The 17,494-nt window shown below is 67.9% G+C and carries 17 protein-coding genes; 5 read left to right on the forward strand and 12 right to left on the reverse strand.

What is annotated here, in order from left to right; all coding sequences use genetic code 11:
• Positions 1–380 precede the first annotated feature (380 nt).
• Positions 381–854, forward strand: a complete 474-nt coding sequence (locus Q0653_RS14055) for a protein-tyrosine phosphatase family protein (protein WP_366521966.1) — start codon at positions 381–383, stop codon at positions 852–854.
• A 368-nt stretch (positions 855–1,222) separates the two neighbouring features.
• Here the strand turns inward: Q0653_RS14055 and Q0653_RS06880 are convergent, their stop codons facing one another.
• The 4 genes from Q0653_RS06880 to Q0653_RS06895 form a co-directional block, all read right to left on the reverse strand.
• The gene (locus tag Q0653_RS06880; protein ID WP_298943700.1) at positions 1,223–1,645 is read right to left on the reverse strand and encodes a DUF2382 domain-containing protein; all 423 of its coding nucleotides are present in this window, start codon (positions 1,643–1,645) and stop codon (positions 1,223–1,225) included.
• A gap of 182 nt (positions 1,646–1,827) precedes the next feature.
• Positions 1,828–2,604, reverse strand: coding sequence for a hypothetical protein (locus Q0653_RS06885; protein ID WP_298943702.1), 777 nt, complete (start codon positions 2,602–2,604; stop codon positions 1,828–1,830).
• A 153-nt stretch (positions 2,605–2,757) separates the two neighbouring features.
• A complete protein-coding gene (locus Q0653_RS06890) occupies positions 2,758–3,579 on the reverse strand; it encodes a PRC and DUF2382 domain-containing protein (RefSeq protein ID WP_298943703.1) in 822 nt (273 codons plus the stop codon).
• A 58-nt stretch (positions 3,580–3,637) separates the two neighbouring features.
• The gene (locus tag Q0653_RS06895; RefSeq protein WP_366521967.1) at positions 3,638–4,156 is read right to left on the reverse strand and encodes a hypothetical protein; all 519 of its coding nucleotides are present in this window, start codon (positions 4,154–4,156) and stop codon (positions 3,638–3,640) included.
• Between the two features lie 310 nt (positions 4,157–4,466).
• Between Q0653_RS06895 and Q0653_RS06900 the strand changes: the two genes are divergently transcribed.
• The 3 genes from Q0653_RS06900 to Q0653_RS06910 all read left to right on the forward strand — a co-directional run bounded on the left by Q0653_RS06900 (position 4,467) and on the right by Q0653_RS06910 (position 6,672).
• Positions 4,467–5,171 (forward strand): TetR/AcrR family transcriptional regulator C-terminal domain-containing protein, encoded by a 705-nt coding sequence (locus tag Q0653_RS06900; RefSeq protein ID WP_298943707.1) that lies wholly within the window; start codon positions 4,467–4,469, stop codon positions 5,169–5,171.
• A gap of 165 nt (positions 5,172–5,336) precedes the next feature.
• On the forward strand, positions 5,337–5,708 hold the full coding sequence (locus Q0653_RS06905) for a helix-turn-helix domain-containing protein (RefSeq protein ID WP_298943709.1): 372 nt from the start codon (positions 5,337–5,339) through the stop codon (positions 5,706–5,708).
• A 1-nt stretch (position 5,709) separates the two neighbouring features.
• The gene (locus Q0653_RS06910; RefSeq protein ID WP_298943711.1) at positions 5,710–6,672 is read left to right on the forward strand and encodes an SRPBCC family protein; all 963 of its coding nucleotides are present in this window, start codon (positions 5,710–5,712) and stop codon (positions 6,670–6,672) included.
• A 19-nt stretch (positions 6,673–6,691) separates the two neighbouring features.
• Here the strand turns inward: Q0653_RS06910 and Q0653_RS06915 are convergent, their stop codons facing one another.
• From Q0653_RS06915 to Q0653_RS06950, 8 genes are all read right to left on the reverse strand, one after another.
• Positions 6,692–8,098 (reverse strand): NAD(P)/FAD-dependent oxidoreductase, encoded by a 1,407-nt coding sequence (locus tag Q0653_RS06915; RefSeq protein ID WP_298742976.1) that lies wholly within the window; start codon positions 8,096–8,098, stop codon positions 6,692–6,694.
• The gene (gene sufU, locus Q0653_RS06920; RefSeq protein ID WP_298742978.1) at positions 8,095–8,538 is read right to left on the reverse strand and encodes a Fe-S cluster assembly sulfur transfer protein SufU; all 444 of its coding nucleotides are present in this window, start codon (positions 8,536–8,538) and stop codon (positions 8,095–8,097) included. Before sufU ends, Q0653_RS06915 begins: the two co-directional genes overlap by 4 nt.
• Positions 8,535–9,824 (reverse strand): SufS family cysteine desulfurase, encoded by a 1,290-nt coding sequence (locus tag Q0653_RS06925; RefSeq protein WP_298943713.1) that lies wholly within the window; start codon positions 9,822–9,824, stop codon positions 8,535–8,537. The genes sufU and Q0653_RS06925 overlap by 4 nt, the downstream gene beginning before the upstream one ends.
• A 39-nt stretch (positions 9,825–9,863) precedes the next feature.
• Entirely contained in the window at positions 9,864–11,891 is a 2,028-nt protein-coding gene (locus Q0653_RS06930) for an APC family permease (RefSeq protein WP_298943715.1), read from the reverse strand.
• Positions 11,892–12,054: 163 nt separating this feature from the next.
• Positions 12,055–12,933, reverse strand: a complete 879-nt coding sequence (locus tag Q0653_RS06935) for a hypothetical protein (RefSeq protein ID WP_298943717.1) — start codon at positions 12,931–12,933, stop codon at positions 12,055–12,057.
• Complete coding sequence (locus Q0653_RS06940; RefSeq protein ID WP_298742988.1) at positions 12,930–14,144, reverse strand: amidohydrolase; 1,215 nt, start codon at positions 14,142–14,144, stop codon at positions 12,930–12,932. The genes Q0653_RS06935 and Q0653_RS06940 overlap by 4 nt, the downstream gene beginning before the upstream one ends.
• A gap of 81 nt (positions 14,145–14,225) precedes the next feature.
• On the reverse strand, positions 14,226–15,221 hold the full coding sequence (locus Q0653_RS06945; protein WP_298943720.1) for a LacI family DNA-binding transcriptional regulator: 996 nt from the start codon (positions 15,219–15,221) through the stop codon (positions 14,226–14,228).
• 1 nt (position 15,222) lies between these two features.
• The gene (locus Q0653_RS06950; RefSeq protein ID WP_298943722.1) at positions 15,223–16,896 is read right to left on the reverse strand and encodes an alpha-amylase family glycosyl hydrolase; all 1,674 of its coding nucleotides are present in this window, start codon (positions 16,894–16,896) and stop codon (positions 15,223–15,225) included.
• A gap of 62 nt (positions 16,897–16,958) precedes the next feature.
• On the opposite strand from Q0653_RS06950, the gene Q0653_RS06955 reads away from it, so the two are divergent.
• Positions 16,959–17,474, forward strand: coding sequence for an adenine phosphoribosyltransferase (locus Q0653_RS06955; protein WP_298742994.1), 516 nt, complete (start codon positions 16,959–16,961; stop codon positions 17,472–17,474).
• The last annotated feature ends 20 nt before the right edge of the window (positions 17,475–17,494 follow it).

Here is a 17,494-nt window from a genome sequence, read left to right on the forward strand (position 1 = left end):
TCCGCGGGTGCTGCGTGTCGAGCACCGGCACGCGCATGACTCAACCGGAGCTCTGCACGTGTTCATTGACGGCACGCGGGTTCGTGTCGACGGAACGCTCGGCGGAGACGAGGGACTCGGGTACAGGGACGGACCGAACACATGGGGTGAACTCGGACGCGACACCGATGAGCTCCCCGAATGGACACGCCCCTACCTCGAGACCGTGCGCGCCTGGGAGACAGCACGCGGAAATTCCCGGCCTCCACGCCTACGACTCGTTTAGCGTGTGCCCTCACAGGAGGTGTCGGAATCACGGTGAAGTGACATTAGATGTCACGCGAAATGGCATCGTTTCGGACACTCGGGGTCTTCTTGTCGTGACACTTTCTGGGGTGTGGATGCGCGTGAAGCTTTTCGGCGAGGATGATGGTGTGGAATCGTGGTCGCCGGCTCAGCGCGGGGTGGTGGTTCTGCCCAGCGGCCGAGCCGTGCGTGGACGAGCACTGAGTGATGGGGCTGTCGGTGACGGGGACGCACCAAGCTTTGGTCTGTATCTCACCTCGCACCCGCACCAGGAGAGGTGGGAGTCGCGGTGGCTCATGTGGCCGGATTTCCGGATCCCCAGGTTTCCCTCAGACGCGATCGCGGCCCTTCGGGATGCGTACGACCGATCTTTGACGGAGCGAGTGGAGATCGCTTGTGCGGGCGGGCGGGGGCGGACGGGGACGGCTATTGCCATCCTTGCCCGGTATGACGGTGTGCCGGCCGAGGCGGCGGTGGCCTGGGTTCGTGCTGCGTATCGCCGCGGGGCGGTTGAGACTCCGTGGCAGCGGAGGTTCGTGCGGGAGGCCCCGCTCGCGCGGTTGCCCTGATCCGCAGTACTGGGGTGTCGGCGCCCACGTGAGGCCGCCGGTAGACCTTGCGTTGCGCGGAGCGCAGGCAGTAGTTGCCGCGGGCCGGTCTGTTCAGACGGGTGTGGTGGCGATGTCGGTGTGGTCGCCGCCGCGTCGGCGGGTGACTCGGTGGCGGGTGGCGTCGATGAGCCGCATGGTGGGGGTGGCGGCGAGGCCGTGGATGATGATGGAGCCGACGATGACGAGGCCGACGATGGACCAGAGTCGGTCGCCGTCGGGGAAGTATCCGTTTTGGGTGGCGTAGGCGATGTAGAACAGGGATCCGACGCCGCGGACGCCGAAGAACGCGATGACGCAGCGTTCGCGGGGTCCGGTTTTTCCGGGGGTTATTCGGCGGCACGGTCCGATGGGTGCTCGCTGGCGGAGCGGTGCTCGACAACGTTGATCTCTTCGCGCCGGACGATGTCCTCCACGCGATGCTCGCCCAGAATGGGGGTCACGCGTACCGTGACGGTTTCCACGGGGACGGTGGCCGTGGTGAGGGTGAGTTGCTCTTCATGCAGGACGATCGTCAGCGGCGGAGTCGGGTCGCTGTGCGTGCGCGAGCGGAACTGATCCGGATCGGTGATCGGGGTGCGCGTGATGCGGAGCTCTTCGCGGCGCACATCGGCGGTGATGGTGCGCCGTTCCGTGACGATGTACTTCTCGATCCGCACGATCTCACGCGGGACGGTCTCGGTGGTGACGTGCAGGATCTGTTCCTGCCGCACCACCGCGGTGACAGGGGTGTGGTCGGCGGGAAGGATCATCGCCGGGGATTCTGCGGGCGGGGCCTGTTCGCTTTCCGGGATCGGAAGAGCTTCACGGCCACAGGGAAGATGATGGGGGCAAAGCGGAGCAACGTGCGGATCATGGGGTTCCTCTCCTACGGGTGACGGGTGCGCTGACCCCGCTCACGGCGGAGTCAGCGCACCCGGGTACTACGGGCGGGTCAGTTGCGCGGCGGCAGCGGCGGGCGCTGCGGCTGGTTGCTGGTCGCGTTCTGCACCCGCGCCTTGGCCTGCTGGGCCTGCTCGGCGACACTGGGCGCGTTCTTGGCTTCTTGCTGGATTTTCGGCGCCTCTTCTTCGGCCTTGGTCAGCATCGCTTCCCAGCGCTGCTGCATCGGCTTGATCAGTCCGCCACCGGCGCCGACGATGATGACTCCGGCGATGATCGCGAGCACGGCGATGAGGATCGGGGTGGTGACCGTGGTGGCGACCTCGATCTGGTTCAGCGCGGCCGTGACACCGAGGAACAGGATGAAAATCGCGACGATGTTGGCCAGGATTTTCCCGTACGACAGGCCGCCCAGGGTGTTCTGGATGAGACCCTTAGCGCCGGCGGCGATGGCCGCCGCGATCACGACGATGATGATCGCGACGATGATCTTCGGCAGGAACCCGATGATGCCTTCCAGCAGGTCGCTGACCGGGTTGGGGCCGAACACCCCGAACGCGAACTGCAGAACGAACAGCACGAGCGTGTAGTACACGATCTTTCCGACGATGTCCGAGGCGTCGAGCTTCGACTTCGCCAGCGCCTTCTTGATCCCGCCGCGCTCGACGAGCCGGTCGAACCCGACCTTCTCGAGCAGTTTCTCTAGGCCCTTGGAGATGAGCTTCGCGACGATGAGGCCGACGATCAGGATGAGCAGGAATAGCAGGGCGAGTGGGACGAACGCGATTACCGCCGCGAGGGCGCCTTGCAGTGCTTGGAGGAAATTCATGATGGGTGACTCTCTTTCAGATGGGTGATTGACGCACACCGAGTGGGCTCGAGGGTGTCAGGGTGACTTCGGTTGGTTACGGCGGGCTCAGATGGGTGGGGTCGTGCCGGTCAGGAGCCCGCTCTGAAACTGACCGGCACGACAATCGGGGGTCTACCTCGAAGAATCCGACTCGGGCTGCGCGTCGTTCTGCGGGTGGACCAGTTCGATCTCTTCGTGGGACACGTCTGCGCTCACCTGCTGCTGCTCGGTCACCGTCTCGGTGCCCAGGCTCACCCGTTCAACGGGCACGGTCTCCTTGCTGGTGACCGCCCGCTCCCCGGTGAGGATCACTTCGTGCTCTTCCTCGGTGAGTTCCCCGCCGCTCAGCGCGTCGCCGATGTTGGCGTCGGTGATGGGTTCGCGGGTGACGGTGATCTCCTCGTGACTGACCGGGACGGTCTGGGTGACCTGTTCGGTGACGATGTACTTGCGCAGCCGGGCACGGCCGGTTTCGACCTTCTCCGTGCCGACGTGCAGCTGCTCCTCGGAGCGCGTCATCGCGTCATCGGTGTTCGGCCCGGACGTGTCGTACCCTTCGCCCGCATCGTCACGGCCTGTCCCTACCGCACCGTCGATTCGACCGTCAGCGTCCTGGTCGTACAGCTGGGTCGCTGGGGCAGGGGTCTCGTTGCCGTAGTAGTGATACAGCGAGGCTTCTTCTTCACGGGTGATGGACCCGTCGCTGGAGATCCGGGGCGCTTCCTTGACCATGTCCTTCGGGTACGCGACCCGCACCCGGTTCCCGTCGAACGCCGCGTCCTGCAGAGGGGCGAAGGACTCCGAGGTGCCGAACAGTCCGGTCTTGATGGTCACCCAGGTGGGCTCCTGCGTCTGGTCGTCCAGGTAGACCTGTTCGACCGATCCGATTTTCTCGTCGTCGCTGCCATACGCGTCCGCGCCGATGAGGTCGTTGATTCTGTTGGTGTCAATCATGGTGATGCTTCTCTTTCCTCCCAGAACGGGCGCCCGGGACGTCAGGGGTGGTGGTGGGTCAGCGGCCCAGGCCGGCCTTGTCAACGCGACGGTGGTACCGCATACCCGTGGCACCGCCCACGATCGCCCCGACCAGGGCGAGGACGGCCGCGACGATCACGGTGACGATGCTGGCGGCGGTGAGGCTGCCTTCATTGATGGGAATCCGGGGGAAGCTGTTCAGGGAGCCGAGGATGTTGAACTGCGCTCCCGCCACGGCCGTGAGAACCGCGAGCACCGCGGCGACGATGAGCGCCCACAACCAGACCGCGACGCCCTGCTTCACCCCGTCGAACCGCGCCATTCGCCCGGCGACATACCCGCCGCAGAAGTAGGCGATCAGGAGGATCACACCTAGGACGATGGCGCCGACGACTCCGACGGTGCCGGCGTTCTCGGCTGCGGCCTCCGCCACCTCGTTAGGGTTTACTTCACTACCCAGACCGACAGCGGTACCGGTGGCGGCGAGGACCGCGGTCAGGATGACGGCGGTTCCGGTGGCGGTCAACCACCCAAAGAACGCCGAACCGAACTTCATCCCGCCAAACCGCGCCTTTTCCCGCTCCACAACCTGTTCCCGGGCTGTATCGCCTGCGCTCACCGAATAAGCCGCCGTATCGGAATTCTTTGACTCCGCCGGCATATCGCGACGATTCGCCGAACTGCTTCCACGGTGATCTGACACGAACGCTGCCTTCCTCTATAGTGAGCGCGCGAGCGCACAGCCACATGGAACCGAACCAGTCGGCGTATGTTGTGGCATCTCTCTACGCGAACAGATGTGTTTACACCGTAAGTGTGGTGCTTGTTGCTCATTTTCGGGGGAGGATTGACACAGGAGGACACCTGTGAGTAAGAGAGCGAACGCCCCTGGTACCCCGAAGCTCAGCCGCGAACTGATCATTCACAGCGCGCTGGAGATGATCGACCGATCCGGGGCGCAGGGCCTGTCGATGAGGTCACTCGGCCAGCAACTCAACGTGGAAGCGATGGCGCTCTACCGCTACGTGCACGGCAAGGAAGACCTCCTCGAAGGGGTGGTCGCGCTCCTGATGGCTGACCTCACCGTCACCCTTGAGAAAGAATCCGGGCAGCACTGGCAGCCTTTCTTGCAGGCGGTTGCCCACGGCGTACGCCGCATCGCCACCGAGCACCCCCTGGCATTCCCACTCGTGGCTACCCGACACCCCGCCGCACCCTGGCTGAGACCGCCGCTTCGCAGCATCCAGGTGGTGAACACCTTCCTCACCGCCCTGATCGGACAAGGATTTACCGACGCGCAGGCCGTCGGCGCCTACCGATCGTTCAGCAGCTTCCTTCTCGGGCAGCTGCTCCTTGAGGCAGCCGTCCGCGGCGCACGAACCGGACCCGTCGAAGAACCCCTCGACGAAGGCGACGCCGACCTCCCCCAACACGACGGCAACATCTCCCTCGACGACGCCCCCGAAGTCAAACGCCTCCGCGCCCTACTCAGCGAAGACCGAAGCCAAGAAGAATTCGAAGTGTCCCTCGAAGCACTACTTGACCGACTCGACCACCAACTCTCCCAATAGGCCTGGGCGAGCCTCAACGTAAACGACTCCGACCGAGGGTCTCGTGACACTTTGTGTCACCCCGATTCCTGCCTGTGTCACATAAAGCGGGCTTGTGTCATCTCAACGCGTTCCCGACAAGGAGGGGGTTGACAACCGGCATCCGTCGCCCTAACTTACAACCAAATGGTTGTAGAACGATTCCCACAGAAGACCGAGCTGAGCGATGACGACACAGACCGTCTCTTTCACGCTCTCGCCGCGGCGACGCGGCGCGACATCCTGCGCCGCACGCTCGTGGAGGAGCAGTCCGTGTCCGCTCTCGCGGCGGAGTACGACATGTCCTTCGCGGCCGTTCAGAAACACGTCGCCGTGCTCGAGGCGGCGCACCTCATCATCAAGCGGGCCGAGGGGCGCGAGCGCCTCGTCCGCGCCGACCCGACCATGATCGCCCGCGCTCGGGCGCTTCTGGCCCGCTACGAAGACCTGTGGCGACAGCGCATCGATCGTCTCGACGCGCTGCTCGCCGATCCGACACCACCCACGACTGGAGACTGACATGCCCGTCACCGACATCTCGACCGACGCCGAGAACCTCACCATGACCCTTACCGCCGACTTCGCGGCACCGGTGAGTCGCCTCTGGGCTGCATTCACCGACCCGCGCCAGTTCGAGCGCTTCTGGGGACCTCCGGGCTGGCCGGCACGCTTCGAGGCGTTCGATCTGCGCCCCGGCGGGCGCGTCGACTATGCGATGACGGGCCCCCAGGGTGAATCGTCCCGCGGCGCGTGGGAGGTGCTCTCGGTGACCGACGGCACCGGCTTCGAGGTGCTCGACTCGTTCGTCGACGCCGACGGCAATCCGATGGAAGCGTTCCCGGCGATGCGCATGACCTTCTCCTTCGCCGCGACGGATGCCGGCGCGCGCCTGACGAATGTCACCTACTTCACGTCGGCCGAGGCGCTCGATCAGGTCGTCGCGATGGGCGCGATCGAAGGCTCGCGCATGGCGATGAATCAGCTCGACGCGGTCCTGCTCTCTCTCCGGGAGTACGCACAGGGCAAGGGCACCCGCACCGAGCTGCTCGACGACCAGCACGTCCGCATCACGCGGCTCATCGAGGGGCCGCGCGAGCTGGTCTGGCGTGCGCACCACGAGCCGGAGCTCATGCGCCAGTGGCTGCTGGGCCCGGACGGATGGCAGATGGTCGAGTGCGAGCTCGGCGAGACCTATCGCTACATGTGGCAGCAGGGCGATGACGAATCCACGCGCTTCGGCTTCGAAGGCGAAACCGTGCTGAGTGAGCCGACGTGGCGCGCCGTGACGACCGAGCGGATGATCGGGATGGATGCCCCTGGCACCCTCAATGACCTGCAGCTGTACGAAGAGGACGGCGCGACGCTGCTGACTCTGGTGATCGAATATGCCGACAAGGACATGCGCGACATGATCCTCGCGACGGGCATGACTGAGGGCATGGAGACGTCCTACGCACGGTTGGAGTCTGTTCTCGCCGCCTGAACCAGCGCGGAGGTGAGAGTCAGCGACCCGGCTCGGGGCTCACCGGCACGGCCGCAGCGTCAGCCTGCGCCGCGGGCGTTGCCGGCGGTCGGCGCAAGCGCTGAGCCTTCGACGGGCGGATAGCAGGAACATCGCCCACGATCGGCACCGGGGTCCGATACAGCCGGAAGCCGTAGCGGACGAGCAGGCCCACCATCACCATGACCTTGTTGCGCGGGCCGAGCAAGCTCGTGATGTGCACGAACAGCCACGCGAACCAGGCCGTGATCCCCGTCAGGGTGATGAGCTTTCGGAAGAGCGGGATGCGACTGATCCCCGGGATGCGGCGGAGCACCGGAAGGTTCGCGATGCCGGGGACCTCGCCGACCGCGGAGCGGCGACCGATGATGGCGAGCTGACCCTTGTCGTGGTACTCGAACGGGACCGTGCCCGAGCCGGAGATCAGCCGCTGGATCTGCCGCGCGATGTGCTCGCCACCCTGGATCGCCGGCTGCGCCAACTGCGGAAGATCCTGCGGCGCGACGGCCACGTCACCCGCCGCGAAGATTCCGGGAAGGCCGTCGACCTGAAGATCGGCGCCCACCCGGATGCGGTCGCCCTTATCCAATGGCAGGTCCCACTGGCGCACTTCCTCGTGCGGCGCGACGCCGGTGGCCCACACCGTCAACTCCGACGGGAGCACGGTCCCATCGGCGAGCACGACGCTGTCGGGGCGCACCTCGGCGACACCGGTACCGAGCCGGAGCTCGACGTCGCGGCGACGCAGTTCATCCAGCGCGTAGCGCCGCAGCGTCGGGGCGAACGGCTTCAGGATCTCGTCACCCCGTTGCAGCAGGGTGATGCGGAAGGCGTTGCCCTCGAGCTCGGGATACGCCGGCTCGAGCCCTTGGTCGCGGAGCTCGGCGAGGGCGCCGGCCATCTCGACACCCGTCGCGCCGCCACCGATCACGACGACGCTGAGCCCTTTGCGTCGGTCGCCCTGCTGGGTCGCGCGCTCGAGGCGGGTGAACAGGGTGTCGCGGATCGCGAGTGCCTGCGACCGCGAGTACACGGCGAACGAGTTCTCCTTCGCGCCGGGCGTGCCGTGATACGCCGTCGTGACGCCGTTCGCGAGCACGAGGTAGTCGTAGGCGATCTTCTGGCCATCCAGCATCCGCACCGTACGGCCCGCCGTATCGATCTCCATCAAATGCTCGTGGATGACATCGAGGTTCGGCTGGCGCACCCGCAGGCTCCGGAGGAAATGCGTCACGTCGCCCGGGTTCAGCCCGCCGGTGGCGACCTGGTAGAGCAGCGGCTGGAATGTGTTGTACACGCGGCGGTCGATGAGGCTGATCCGCACGGGCGCCTTCCGGAGCGCCCGCGCCGCGCTGATGCCGGCGAAACCGGCACCGACGATCACGACGTGCGGAACGGATGCCGTCATGCGCGCACCAGGGCGTCTTCGAGGGCGACCCACGCGAGCATTGCGCACTTGACCCGAGCCGAGAACTTCGAGACACCGGTGAGCGCGGCCGCATCCCCGTAGACGTCTTCGTCGAGATCGAGCTGCCCGCGCGAGCGGAGCGCTTCGCGGAAGCCCTCGATGAGGGTGCGCGCCTCGTCGCGGGTGACGCCGTCCATCAGGTCGGAGAGCATCGAGGCCGAGGCTTGCGAGATCGAGCAGCCTGACCCCTCCCACGTCACGTCGCGGATCGTCTCACCGTCAGTCGCGACCCGCGCGCGCAGCGTGATCTCGTCACCGCACACGGGGTTGCGCTGATGCGACGTCGCCGACGCGCCTTCTTCGTCGGCGAGCCCGAAGTGCTGGGGATGCTTGGAGTGATCGAGGATCAGCTCGCGGTACAGGGTGTCGAGATCGCTCATGATCCAGCTCCGAAGTAGGGACGGATGCCGCGGACGGCATCGATGAACCGTTCGATGTCGTCGTCGGTGTTGTACAGGGCCGCCGAGGCACGCACCGATGCGGTCATGCCGAATCGGCGGTGCAGTGGGGCCGCGCAGTGGTGCCCGACGCGCACGGCGATGCCGAGCGAGTCGAGATATTGACCGGCGTCGTGCGCGTGGACGCCGTCGACGTCGAACGACCAGAGCCCGACGCGTTCCACGCCGGCGGCATCGCCGAGCAGACGGATGCCGGGGATCTCGCGGAGCGCCTCTCCCATCCGGTCGGCCAGCGCGATCTCGTGCGCGTGGATCTGCTCCAGTCCCACGGCATCCAGGTACTGGACCGCGGCTGCCAGGCCGATCGCCGGACCGATCGGCTGGGTGCCGGCTTCGAAGCGCTGGGGCGGCGGAAGGTATTCGGCGGCCTCGAGGCTCACGGTCGTGATCATCGACCCGCCGGTGAGGAACGGCGGGAGGTCCTCGAGCACGTCGGTCCGGCCGTAGAGCCCGCCGACGCCGTAGGGGCCGAGCATTTTGTGACCGCTGAAAACGGCGAGATCGACGCCGAGGGCGGGGAGGTCGAGGGGCAGGTGCGGGGCGGACTGGCAGGCATCCATCACCGTCAGCGCGCCGTGTGTCTGTGCGAGAGCGATGAGCGCGGCGACGGGGTTCACGATTCCCAGCACGTTGGAGACGTGCGTGAAGGCGACGATGCGGGTGCGCTCGCCGATGAGCGCGGCGGCGGCGTCGAGGTCGAGCGTGCCGTCGTCGCGGACGGGGATGTGGCGGAGCACAGCGCCGGTCCGCGCGGCGAGCTCTTGCCACGGGATGAGGTTCGCGTGGTGTTCGATCGCGGTCGTCACGATCTCATCGCCGGGCTGGAGGGCGAAGCGTGACGGGGCGCGGCCGAGCGTCGCGTTGCCGATCGAGTAGGCGACGAGGTTGAGGCCCATCGTCGCGCCGCTCGTCCAGACGAGCTGCTCCGGGGCTGCGCCGACGAACCCGGCGACCGTCGCGCGGGCGTCTTCGAACAGATCGGTCGCCTCGCCGGCGAGCGTGTGCGCGCCGCGGTGGACGGCCGCGTTGGCGTGGGTGAGGAAGTCACGCTCGGCATCGAGCACGGCGGTCGGCTTCTGACTGGTCGCGGCCGAGTCGAGGTAGACGAGCGGATGCCCGTTGACGTCGACGCGCAGGATCGGGAAGTCCGCGCGGAGGCGTGCGGCATCCAGTCTCGGCGCAGCGGTCTCGGGGTTCGCAGTGCTCACCTGTCTAGGCTACGCCCCGCGGCACGCCGGGGGTCCGGGTCAGGGCTCGTCGTCGGTGTGGGCGACCAGGCCGTAGGAGGTGATGCGGCCCGCGCGGTCGTCGCCGGGGAGCGGGCGCGAGCGCCGACCGTAGATCAGCTCGGACGAGTCGAGGAGCCACGGCACGAGGGTGATCGAGACGCCGTGGACGAGCATGAGCTGCTGTGCGATGCGCCGGGCGCGGCGGTTGTGCAGCAGGCTCTCCCACCAGTGACCGACGATGTACTGCGGCAGGTACACCGTCACGATCGACGAGCCGTGCTTCTGGCGGTACTGGGCGATGAACTCGGAGAGCGGACGCGCGTATTGCCGGTACGGCGACTCGATCGTCAGGAGCGTGATCGGCATGTCGTGCAGCTCCCAATCGGCCTGCACGGCGTCGGCTTCTTCCTGAGTCACGGCGATGTGGACCGCGATGGTCTTGCTGTGCTTGGCCGCCAGCGCGTAGTCGACCGCCTTCGCGACAGGCTTCTGCAGGCGGTTCACCAGGACGATCGCGACATCGCCGGTCGAACCGTAGTGGACGCTGTCGTCCATCTCGGTCTCGTGGCTGACATCGCGGTAGTAACGGTTCACGCCGATCATCAGGATCGAGAGGACCGGAATGGCGAGGAAGACGAGCCAGGCGCCGTGCGTGAACTTCGTGACGGTGACGATCAAGAGCACGAGCACCGTGAACGACGCGCCGAGTGAGTTGATCGCGAGCCCGATCTGGGCCTCGCGCCGCTCGGCTCCCTTCACGAAGCGGAGCTCCCGCCGCCAGTGCTTGACCATGCCGATCTGGCCGAGCGAGAACGACACGAACACACCGATGATGTAGAGCTGGATGAGGGTCGTCAGCTGCGCTTGGTACACGATCAGGACGATCGCGGCGGCGAGGCCGAGGATGATCATGCCGTTCGAGAAGACAAGCCGGTCACCGCGGGTGTTGAGGGCCTTCGGCGCGTAACCGTCGCGGGCGAGCACCGAACCCAGCAGCGGGAAACCGTTGAAGGCCGTGTTGGCCGCGAGGAGGAGCACACAGGCGGTCGCCGCCTGGATGATGAAGAACGGAATCGACCCGGCACCGAAGGTCGCGGCGGCGACCTGGGCCATGAGGCTCGGCTGCGGGTTCGTGCAGTCGAAACCGATCAAATGGCAGGGGTTCTCTGCGTAGTGCACGCCGGTGACGAGCGCGAGGGTCGTGAGCCCCGCGAACAGCAGGATCGCGACACTGCCCATCAACACGAGCGTGGTCTGGGCGTTCTGCACCTTCGGCTGCCGGAACGCGGGTACGCCGTTGCTGACGGCCTCGACGCCGGTGAGGGCCGAGCATCCACTCGAGAAGGCTCGGAGGATCAACAGGATGACGGCGGCCTGTGTGAGGTCCTGCGCCTCGACGGCGTACTGCGCGCTCGCCGCGACCGGTGTGTCGCCCAGCCCCCAGCGGACGAGCCCGGTGACGATCATGATCGCCACCGACGCGATGAACACGTAGGTGGGGATCGCGAAGGCCTGGGATGCTTCGCGGACACCCCGGAGGTTCACGACGATGATGAGGACGACGAAGCCGACCGCGAGCTCGACACGCCAGGGGTTGAGTCCCGGGAGCGCGGAGATGATGTTGTCGACGCCGGAGGCCACCGAGACGGCGACCGTGAGGATGTAGTCGACGAGCAGCGCCGAAGCCACCACGACGCCGGACTTCTCGCCCAGGTTCGTCCGCGCGACTTCGTAGTCGCCGCCGCCGGAGGGGTATGCCTTGATCAGCTGGCGATAGCTGAGCACCACGACGATCAGGAGGGCGACGACGGCCGCGGCGACCCAGGGGCTGAACGCCAGAAAAGCGGTCCCGCCGATCAGCAGGATCATCAGCAGCTCCTGCGGCGCGTAGGCGACCGAGGAGAGTGCGTCGGAGGCGAAGATCGGCAGTGCCATCTTCTTCGGGAGCAGTTGCCCCTCGAGCTCTTCCGTGGTGAGCGGGTCGCCGATCAGGATGCGTTTGGCGATCGGCGTCTCTTCGGACGCGCCCCGACTTTCTTCAGTCACGGCGGGCGACACTACGCCTGGTGACGGGTTCGCGCAATCCGATTCGCCTGGAAGTATCGATCGTTCGCGCTCCTGGCGATCGTGCTCGTGCTCACCCCGGTCGGCCCGCGGAGGCTCCCCGGCATCCTCTCCGGTCAGCGACGCGCCGACGCGCGCGCGGCAGCTACGCCGGCGGAGTGAAGCGGTAGACGATGTCCGTGACCACCGTGCCGTCGGTCGTCACGCGCACGCCGTAGGTGCGGGCGCCGTCGACGAAGAACGTGTCGCGGTCGGAGCCGAAGCGGAGGATCGGCGGCGCCGTGGTCGACTCGCTGTCGGGGCCGAGTTCGCGGGCATCCGCGAGGCTCATGCCGATGCTCAGCCCGAACTCTGCGGTGATCGCGACATCGCCGACCTCGTTCGCGGAATAGCCGACATAGGTCGGCGTGTCGACCTGATCGCGCGGTTTGTTCCCCTCGCTGAGCAGGACGTCGGCGAAGCGGAAACCGTCCCAGCTGTACACCGTGTAGGCGTAGGTGCGAGAGTCGCCCGATTCGACGTCGGTCGTCGGCTCGGACCCGAACGCCTCGGTCAGCGCCGCGATCGCCGGTTCTGCCGCATCCGCCCACGCGTGGGTGAACTCATCGCCGTCCTCGCCCTGCAGGGTGAAGCCGGTGGCGGCGAGGGTCAGTGTCGACGTCGTGACCGGTGCGGTCGGGGTGGGAGTGGACGTGCTCGAGGTGGCGGGGGCGGGAGGCACGGGGTTCGGCGGGGCGGTGCCATCGGTGCCATCGCCACCCGATGGCCGCGTCAGGGCGATGCCCACGACGACAGCGACAGCGACAGCGAGGATGCCGGCGATGATGCTGAGGATCAGGGTCGATCGCGAGCGCGGCTCGCCGGGGTCGCGGGGTTCGCGCGCGGCGCGCGGCTCGCGTGGCGGCCGGGGCTCCTTCGGTTCGCGGGGCGGCCGCGGCGCACGCGGGAGCTTCGGTTCGCGGGGCTTGCGGGGCTCCTCCGGTTCGGAGGGCCCTTGCGGTCCGAAGAGATCGTCGAGGCTCATGCCAAGAACTCCTTTGCGGCGACGACCAGCGCATCGACGCCGCGCTCGATCGTGGGGTGCAGGATCGGTGCAAAAAACGGCGAGTGATTGGTCGGGATGTCTTCGTTGACGGTGCCGCGCGCCACGGCATCCGCGTACTGCTGCGGATCGAGCCCGCCCCAGAACCAGAACACGAGGGGGACGTCCGCTTCGCGGGCGAACCATGACACATCCTCGCTGCCCGTGAACATGCCGGGGTCGATGACGGTACCGTCGCCGAACGCCCGGTCGAACGCGGCGGTCAGGCGTGCGGTCGCGGCGGCGTCGTTGATCGTGGGCGGCAGCGAGTGGTCGACCCGGATGGTCGGGGGCTGCTCGGCGCCGGAGGCCGCCGCCTCCGCCCGGATCACCCGCTCCACCCGGGCGAGGATGTCGGCCCGCGCCGGCTCATCGGGATAGCGGAGGCTGAGTTCGAGCGTCGCCTCGGCGGGGATGATGTTGTTCTTCAGGCCCGCGTGGATCGAGCCGACCGTCACCACCGCCATCTCTCGCGGGTCGACTTCGCGGGAGACCACAGTCTGCAGGCGCATGACGGTGGCGGCGGCCATCACGATCGGGTCGATCGTCGCGTGCGGCCGCGAGCCGTGGCCCCCGCGGCCATGGAGGGTGACCGTCAGACCGTCGCTGGCGGCCATCTGTGTGCCCGGCCGCACGCCGATCGTGCCGGCGGGGAGCGGTGTGAGGTGCTGGCCGAGGACGATGTCGGGGCGGGGGAACGCATCCAAGACGCCATCGGCGATCATGGCCCGCGAGCCGGCACCGTATTCTTCGGCGGGCTGGAACACGGCAACGACGGTGCCCGACCACGCGTCGCGCGTGGCCTGCAGCTTCTCGAGTGCGCCGAGCAGCGCAGTGACATGCATGTCGTGTCCGCAGGCGTGCATCACCGGGACGTCGGTGCCGGCAGGATCGGTCCCGCGCGCCGTGCTGGCGTATGCGAGTCCGGTCTGCTCGGCGACCGGCAGCGCATCCATGTCGGCGCGGAGCCACACGACCGGGCCCTCGCCGTTGACGATGCTCGTGGCGACACCGGTCTTGCCGAGCCCTTCGACGACCTCGAGCCCGAGCGCGCCGAGTTCGCGGGTGATGACCCCGGCCGTGCGGGTCTCCTGGAACGACAGCTCCGGGTGTCGATGCAGGTCGATGTAGAGGGCCTCGAGGTCGATGCTCATGCCTCCGAGCCTACGCGCCGCGCCTGTGGCATCGCCTGCGCGGCAGGTGGCCGGGTAGGGAGGGGATGCTCGGCGGCCGGGTCAGGCGGGCGGCGCGGTCGAGCCGCGGATGACCAGCTCGAACGGCAGCGCTGCCGCGGGTGCCGTAACGTCTTCGCCGACCGCCGCGAGCGCCGCCTCAGCCGCGGCCACGCCTTGCGCGTGCGGGAATTGCTCGATCGTCGTCAGCGCGAAGAACCCGCTCAGGTCGTGGCCGTCGACCCCGATGACCGAGAGGTCGCGGGGGACCTCCTGCCCGAGTTCGCGCGCCGCGAAGACTGCGCCGAAGGCGAGCTCGTCGGATGCCGCGAAGATCGCGGTCGGCGGTTCCGACTGCGACAGCAGCTCGTGCGCCGCGCGGTGTCCGCCCTCGATGGTGAAGTCCGCCCGCGCGAATCCGGCTGCCTCGACCCCGGCATCGGCGAGGGCGGCGACGAACCCGCGATGCCGCAGCGTCGGGATATCACGCCCGGCGTCGCGGGGATACGCGTGTCCGATGTGTGCGATGCGGCGGTGTCCGAGTGCGAGCAGATGTTCCGTCGCCGCGCGGCCCACCGCGACATCGTCGACGCGCAAAGTTGCCAGCTCGAGGATCGGTGTGCCGAGGCCGATGATCGGCAGCCCCAGGCCGCGAAGGTCGGCCGTCTCATCGGGGGACATCCACAGCGACAGGGCGATGACGGCATCCACCCGTCCCCGGCGAAGCGACGTCTGGAACAGGTGTCGCCGCTGCGCGGGGTCATCGGTCGCGTTGTACAGCGTGATGTCGTAGCCGAGCGGCGCCAGACGCGTCGCGATGCCGTCGAGCACCTGCGCGAAGAACCACTGATCGACGAGCGGCACGAGCACGCCGATCGATCGGGTGCGTCCTGTTGCCAGAGAGGATGCCGCGGCCGACGCGACGTAGCCGAGTTCGGCGGCAGCCCGCTGAACCCGGGCGCGGGTCGCGTCGGACAGGCGACCGCGCCCGCTGAGCGCGCGCGAGGCGGTCGCCGCCGACACCTCGGCGCGGCGCGCGACCTCCTCGAGGCTCGTCATCTCAGGAGGTGACGAGCCACACAGCCGTGTCGGCCGGAAGCTCGGCACCCGTGAGCGGTTCGCTGGCTGCCAACACGGTGCCCGCGGGCAGGACGACCGGTGATGTGCCCGCATTCGCGATCACTGTCACATTCCCGTTGCGGAATGCAAGGACGTCGTCGCCGTATCCGTCCAGCCATTCGAGGACGCCGGCACCGAGGCCTTCGGCGCGCCGGACGGCGAGCAGAGTCCGATAGACCCAGAGCGTCGACTCGGGATCGGTCTCCTGAGCGGAGCGTGCGAGCGTGGCCCATTCGGCCGGCTGCGGCAGCCAGGCGGCGCCGGTCGGACTGAAGCCGTAACCGGGAGCGTCCGCGTCCCACGGGATCGGGACCCGGCATCCGTCTCGCCCGTAGCGCTCGCCGTCGGTGCGGAACCAGGTCGGGTCTTGGCGGGCGTCGTCCGGGAGTTCGATCGCCTCGGGCAGGCCCAGTTCTTCGCCCTGGTAGAGATAGGCGGAGCCCGGGAGGGCGAGCATGACCGTCGTCGCGGCGCGTGCTCGGCGCAGGCCGACGTCGGCGTTCGGCTTTCCGGGGGAGTCTGGACCGATCCCGCTCCCCTGCGCGTTCTCGGCCGTGAGGGCGAGGCGCGAGGCATGCCGTACGACGTCGTGGTTGGAGAGCACCCACGTCGCGGGGGCTCCGACGGCGGGGAACGCTCGCAGCGACTCGGAGATGACTTCGCGGATGGCCGCGGCATCCCATTCCGTCGTGAGGTACGGGAAATTGAAGGCCTGGTGCATCTCGTCCGCGCGCACCCATTCGGCCGTTCGGTCGACCGTCGGCAGCCATGCCTCCGCGCACAGCGCGCGGTCGCCCTCGTATTCGGCCAGCACGCGATTCCAGTCGCGGTAGATCTCGTGCACGCCTTCCTGGCCCCAGTAGGGCGCCTCATCGTGGCCGCCCATGCTGTCGGCCAGGGCGTCGGGGAGGTGGTTGGGCAGGCCGTCGGACTTCACGAGCCCGTGGGCGACGTCGACGCGGAATCCGTCGACGCCTCGGTCGAGCCAGAACCGCAGAATGCGGCGGAACTCTTCCTGCACCTCGGTGTTCGACCAGTCGAAGTCGGGCTGCGTCGAGTCGAACAGGTGGAGGTACCACTGACCGTCGGCGACACGCGTCCAGGCGGGTCCACCGAAGACCGATTCCCAGTTGTTCGGGGGAAGCTCACCGCTCTCCCCCGTGCCCTCGCGGAACATATAGCGGCCGCGCTCGGCACTGCCGGGAGCCGAGGCGAGTGCCGCCTGGAACCAGGCGTGCTGGTCGGAACTGTGGTTGGGGACGAGGTCGACGACAACGCGGATGCCGCGGTCGTGCGCGGCGGCACGCAGCGCGTCGAAGTCGTCGAGCGTGCCGAAGAGCGGGTCGACATCGCAGTAGTCGGCGACGTCGTAGCCGGCATCTTTCTGCGGCGAGCGGTAGAACGGGCTCAGCCAGATGGCATCGACTCCGAGCGAGACGAGGTGATCGAGGCGGCTCGTGATGCCGGGGAGGTCCCCGATGCCGTCGCCGGATGCATCGGCGAACGAGCGCGGATAGATCTGGTAGATGACGGCGGTGCGCCACCACTCGGAGCCGGGGCGGCTCTCGCCGATCGGGGCGAGCGCGCCCGCGGGAAGCTGTTCGGTCTGACTCATGCGAACAGCGTAGCGCAAGCGCTTGCGCACCCGAAGATGCGGGAGCCGACTACCCTGGACCGGTGACTTCCGAGCTTGCGCACGCCTCTTCGCTCATCGCGACGATCCCCGACTTCCCGGAGCCCGGCATCCTGTTTCGCGACATCTCGCCGCTCTTGGCGGATGCCGCGGCCCTGCGCACCGTGGTCGACGCGGTCATCCGGCCCTTCGTGGGCGAGTTCGACGTCGTCGCCGGTGTCGAGGCCCGCGGTTTCATGCTCGCCGGTGCCGTCGCGATCGCCGCAGGGGTGGGGATGGTCCCGATCCGAAAGGCCGGAAAGCTCCCGCGCCCGGCCGCGGCCGTCTCGTATGACCTCGAATACGGCACCGCGGAGATCGAGATGTCCGATGATCTGCCCGCGGGCACGCGCGTGCTGCTCGTCGACGACATCCTGGCGACCGGGGGCACCCTTCGCGCCGCGCAGGAGCTCCTTTCCCGTCTCGGCTATCCGCTTGCCGGCACCGCCGTGCTGATGGAGCTCGCCGACCTCGACGGACAGCGCGTGTGCGGCCCGGTGCACACGGTCTTCCGCGTCTGACGGAGCCGGTTTTCCGGCCT

Origin of the sequence: uncultured Microbacterium sp., from assembly GCF_947488465.1 — a bacterium.
Classification (GTDB): domain Bacteria; phylum Actinomycetota; class Actinomycetes; order Actinomycetales; family Microbacteriaceae; genus Microbacterium.

Bases quoted from the DNA above. Each gene is read 5' to 3' on its own strand.
- Q0653_RS14055 (WP_366521966.1), top strand. From the start codon at position 381: ATGCGCGTGAAGCTTTTCGGCGAGGATGATGGTGTGGAATCGTGGTCG.
- Q0653_RS06880 (WP_298943700.1), bottom strand. From the start codon at position 1,645: ATGATCCTTCCCGCCGACCACACCCCTGTCACCGCGGTGGTGCGGCAG.
- Q0653_RS06885 (WP_298943702.1), bottom strand. From the start codon at position 2,604: ATGAATTTCCTCCAAGCACTGCAAGGCGCCCTCGCGGCGGTAATCGCG.
- Q0653_RS06890 (WP_298943703.1), bottom strand. From the start codon at position 3,579: ATGATTGACACCAACAGAATCAACGACCTCATCGGCGCGGACGCGTAT.
- Q0653_RS06895 (WP_366521967.1), bottom strand. From the start codon at position 4,156: ATGAAGTTCGGTTCGGCGTTCTTTGGGTGGTTGACCGCCACCGGAACC.
- Q0653_RS06905 (WP_298943709.1), top strand. From the start codon at position 5,337: ATGGTTGTAGAACGATTCCCACAGAAGACCGAGCTGAGCGATGACGAC.
- Q0653_RS06910 (WP_298943711.1), top strand. From the start codon at position 5,710: ATGCCCGTCACCGACATCTCGACCGACGCCGAGAACCTCACCATGACC.
- Q0653_RS06915 (WP_298742976.1), bottom strand. From the start codon at position 8,098: ATGACGGCATCCGTTCCGCACGTCGTGATCGTCGGTGCCGGTTTCGCC.
- sufU (WP_298742978.1), bottom strand. From the start codon at position 8,538: ATGAGCGATCTCGACACCCTGTACCGCGAGCTGATCCTCGATCACTCC.
- Q0653_RS06935 (WP_298943717.1), bottom strand. From the start codon at position 12,933: ATGAGCCTCGACGATCTCTTCGGACCGCAAGGGCCCTCCGAACCGGAG.
- Q0653_RS06940 (WP_298742988.1), bottom strand. From the start codon at position 14,144: ATGAGCATCGACCTCGAGGCCCTCTACATCGACCTGCATCGACACCCG.
- Q0653_RS06945 (WP_298943720.1), bottom strand. From the start codon at position 15,221: ATGACGAGCCTCGAGGAGGTCGCGCGCCGCGCCGAGGTGTCGGCGGCG.
- Q0653_RS06950 (WP_298943722.1), bottom strand. From the start codon at position 16,896: ATGAGTCAGACCGAACAGCTTCCCGCGGGCGCGCTCGCCCCGATCGGC.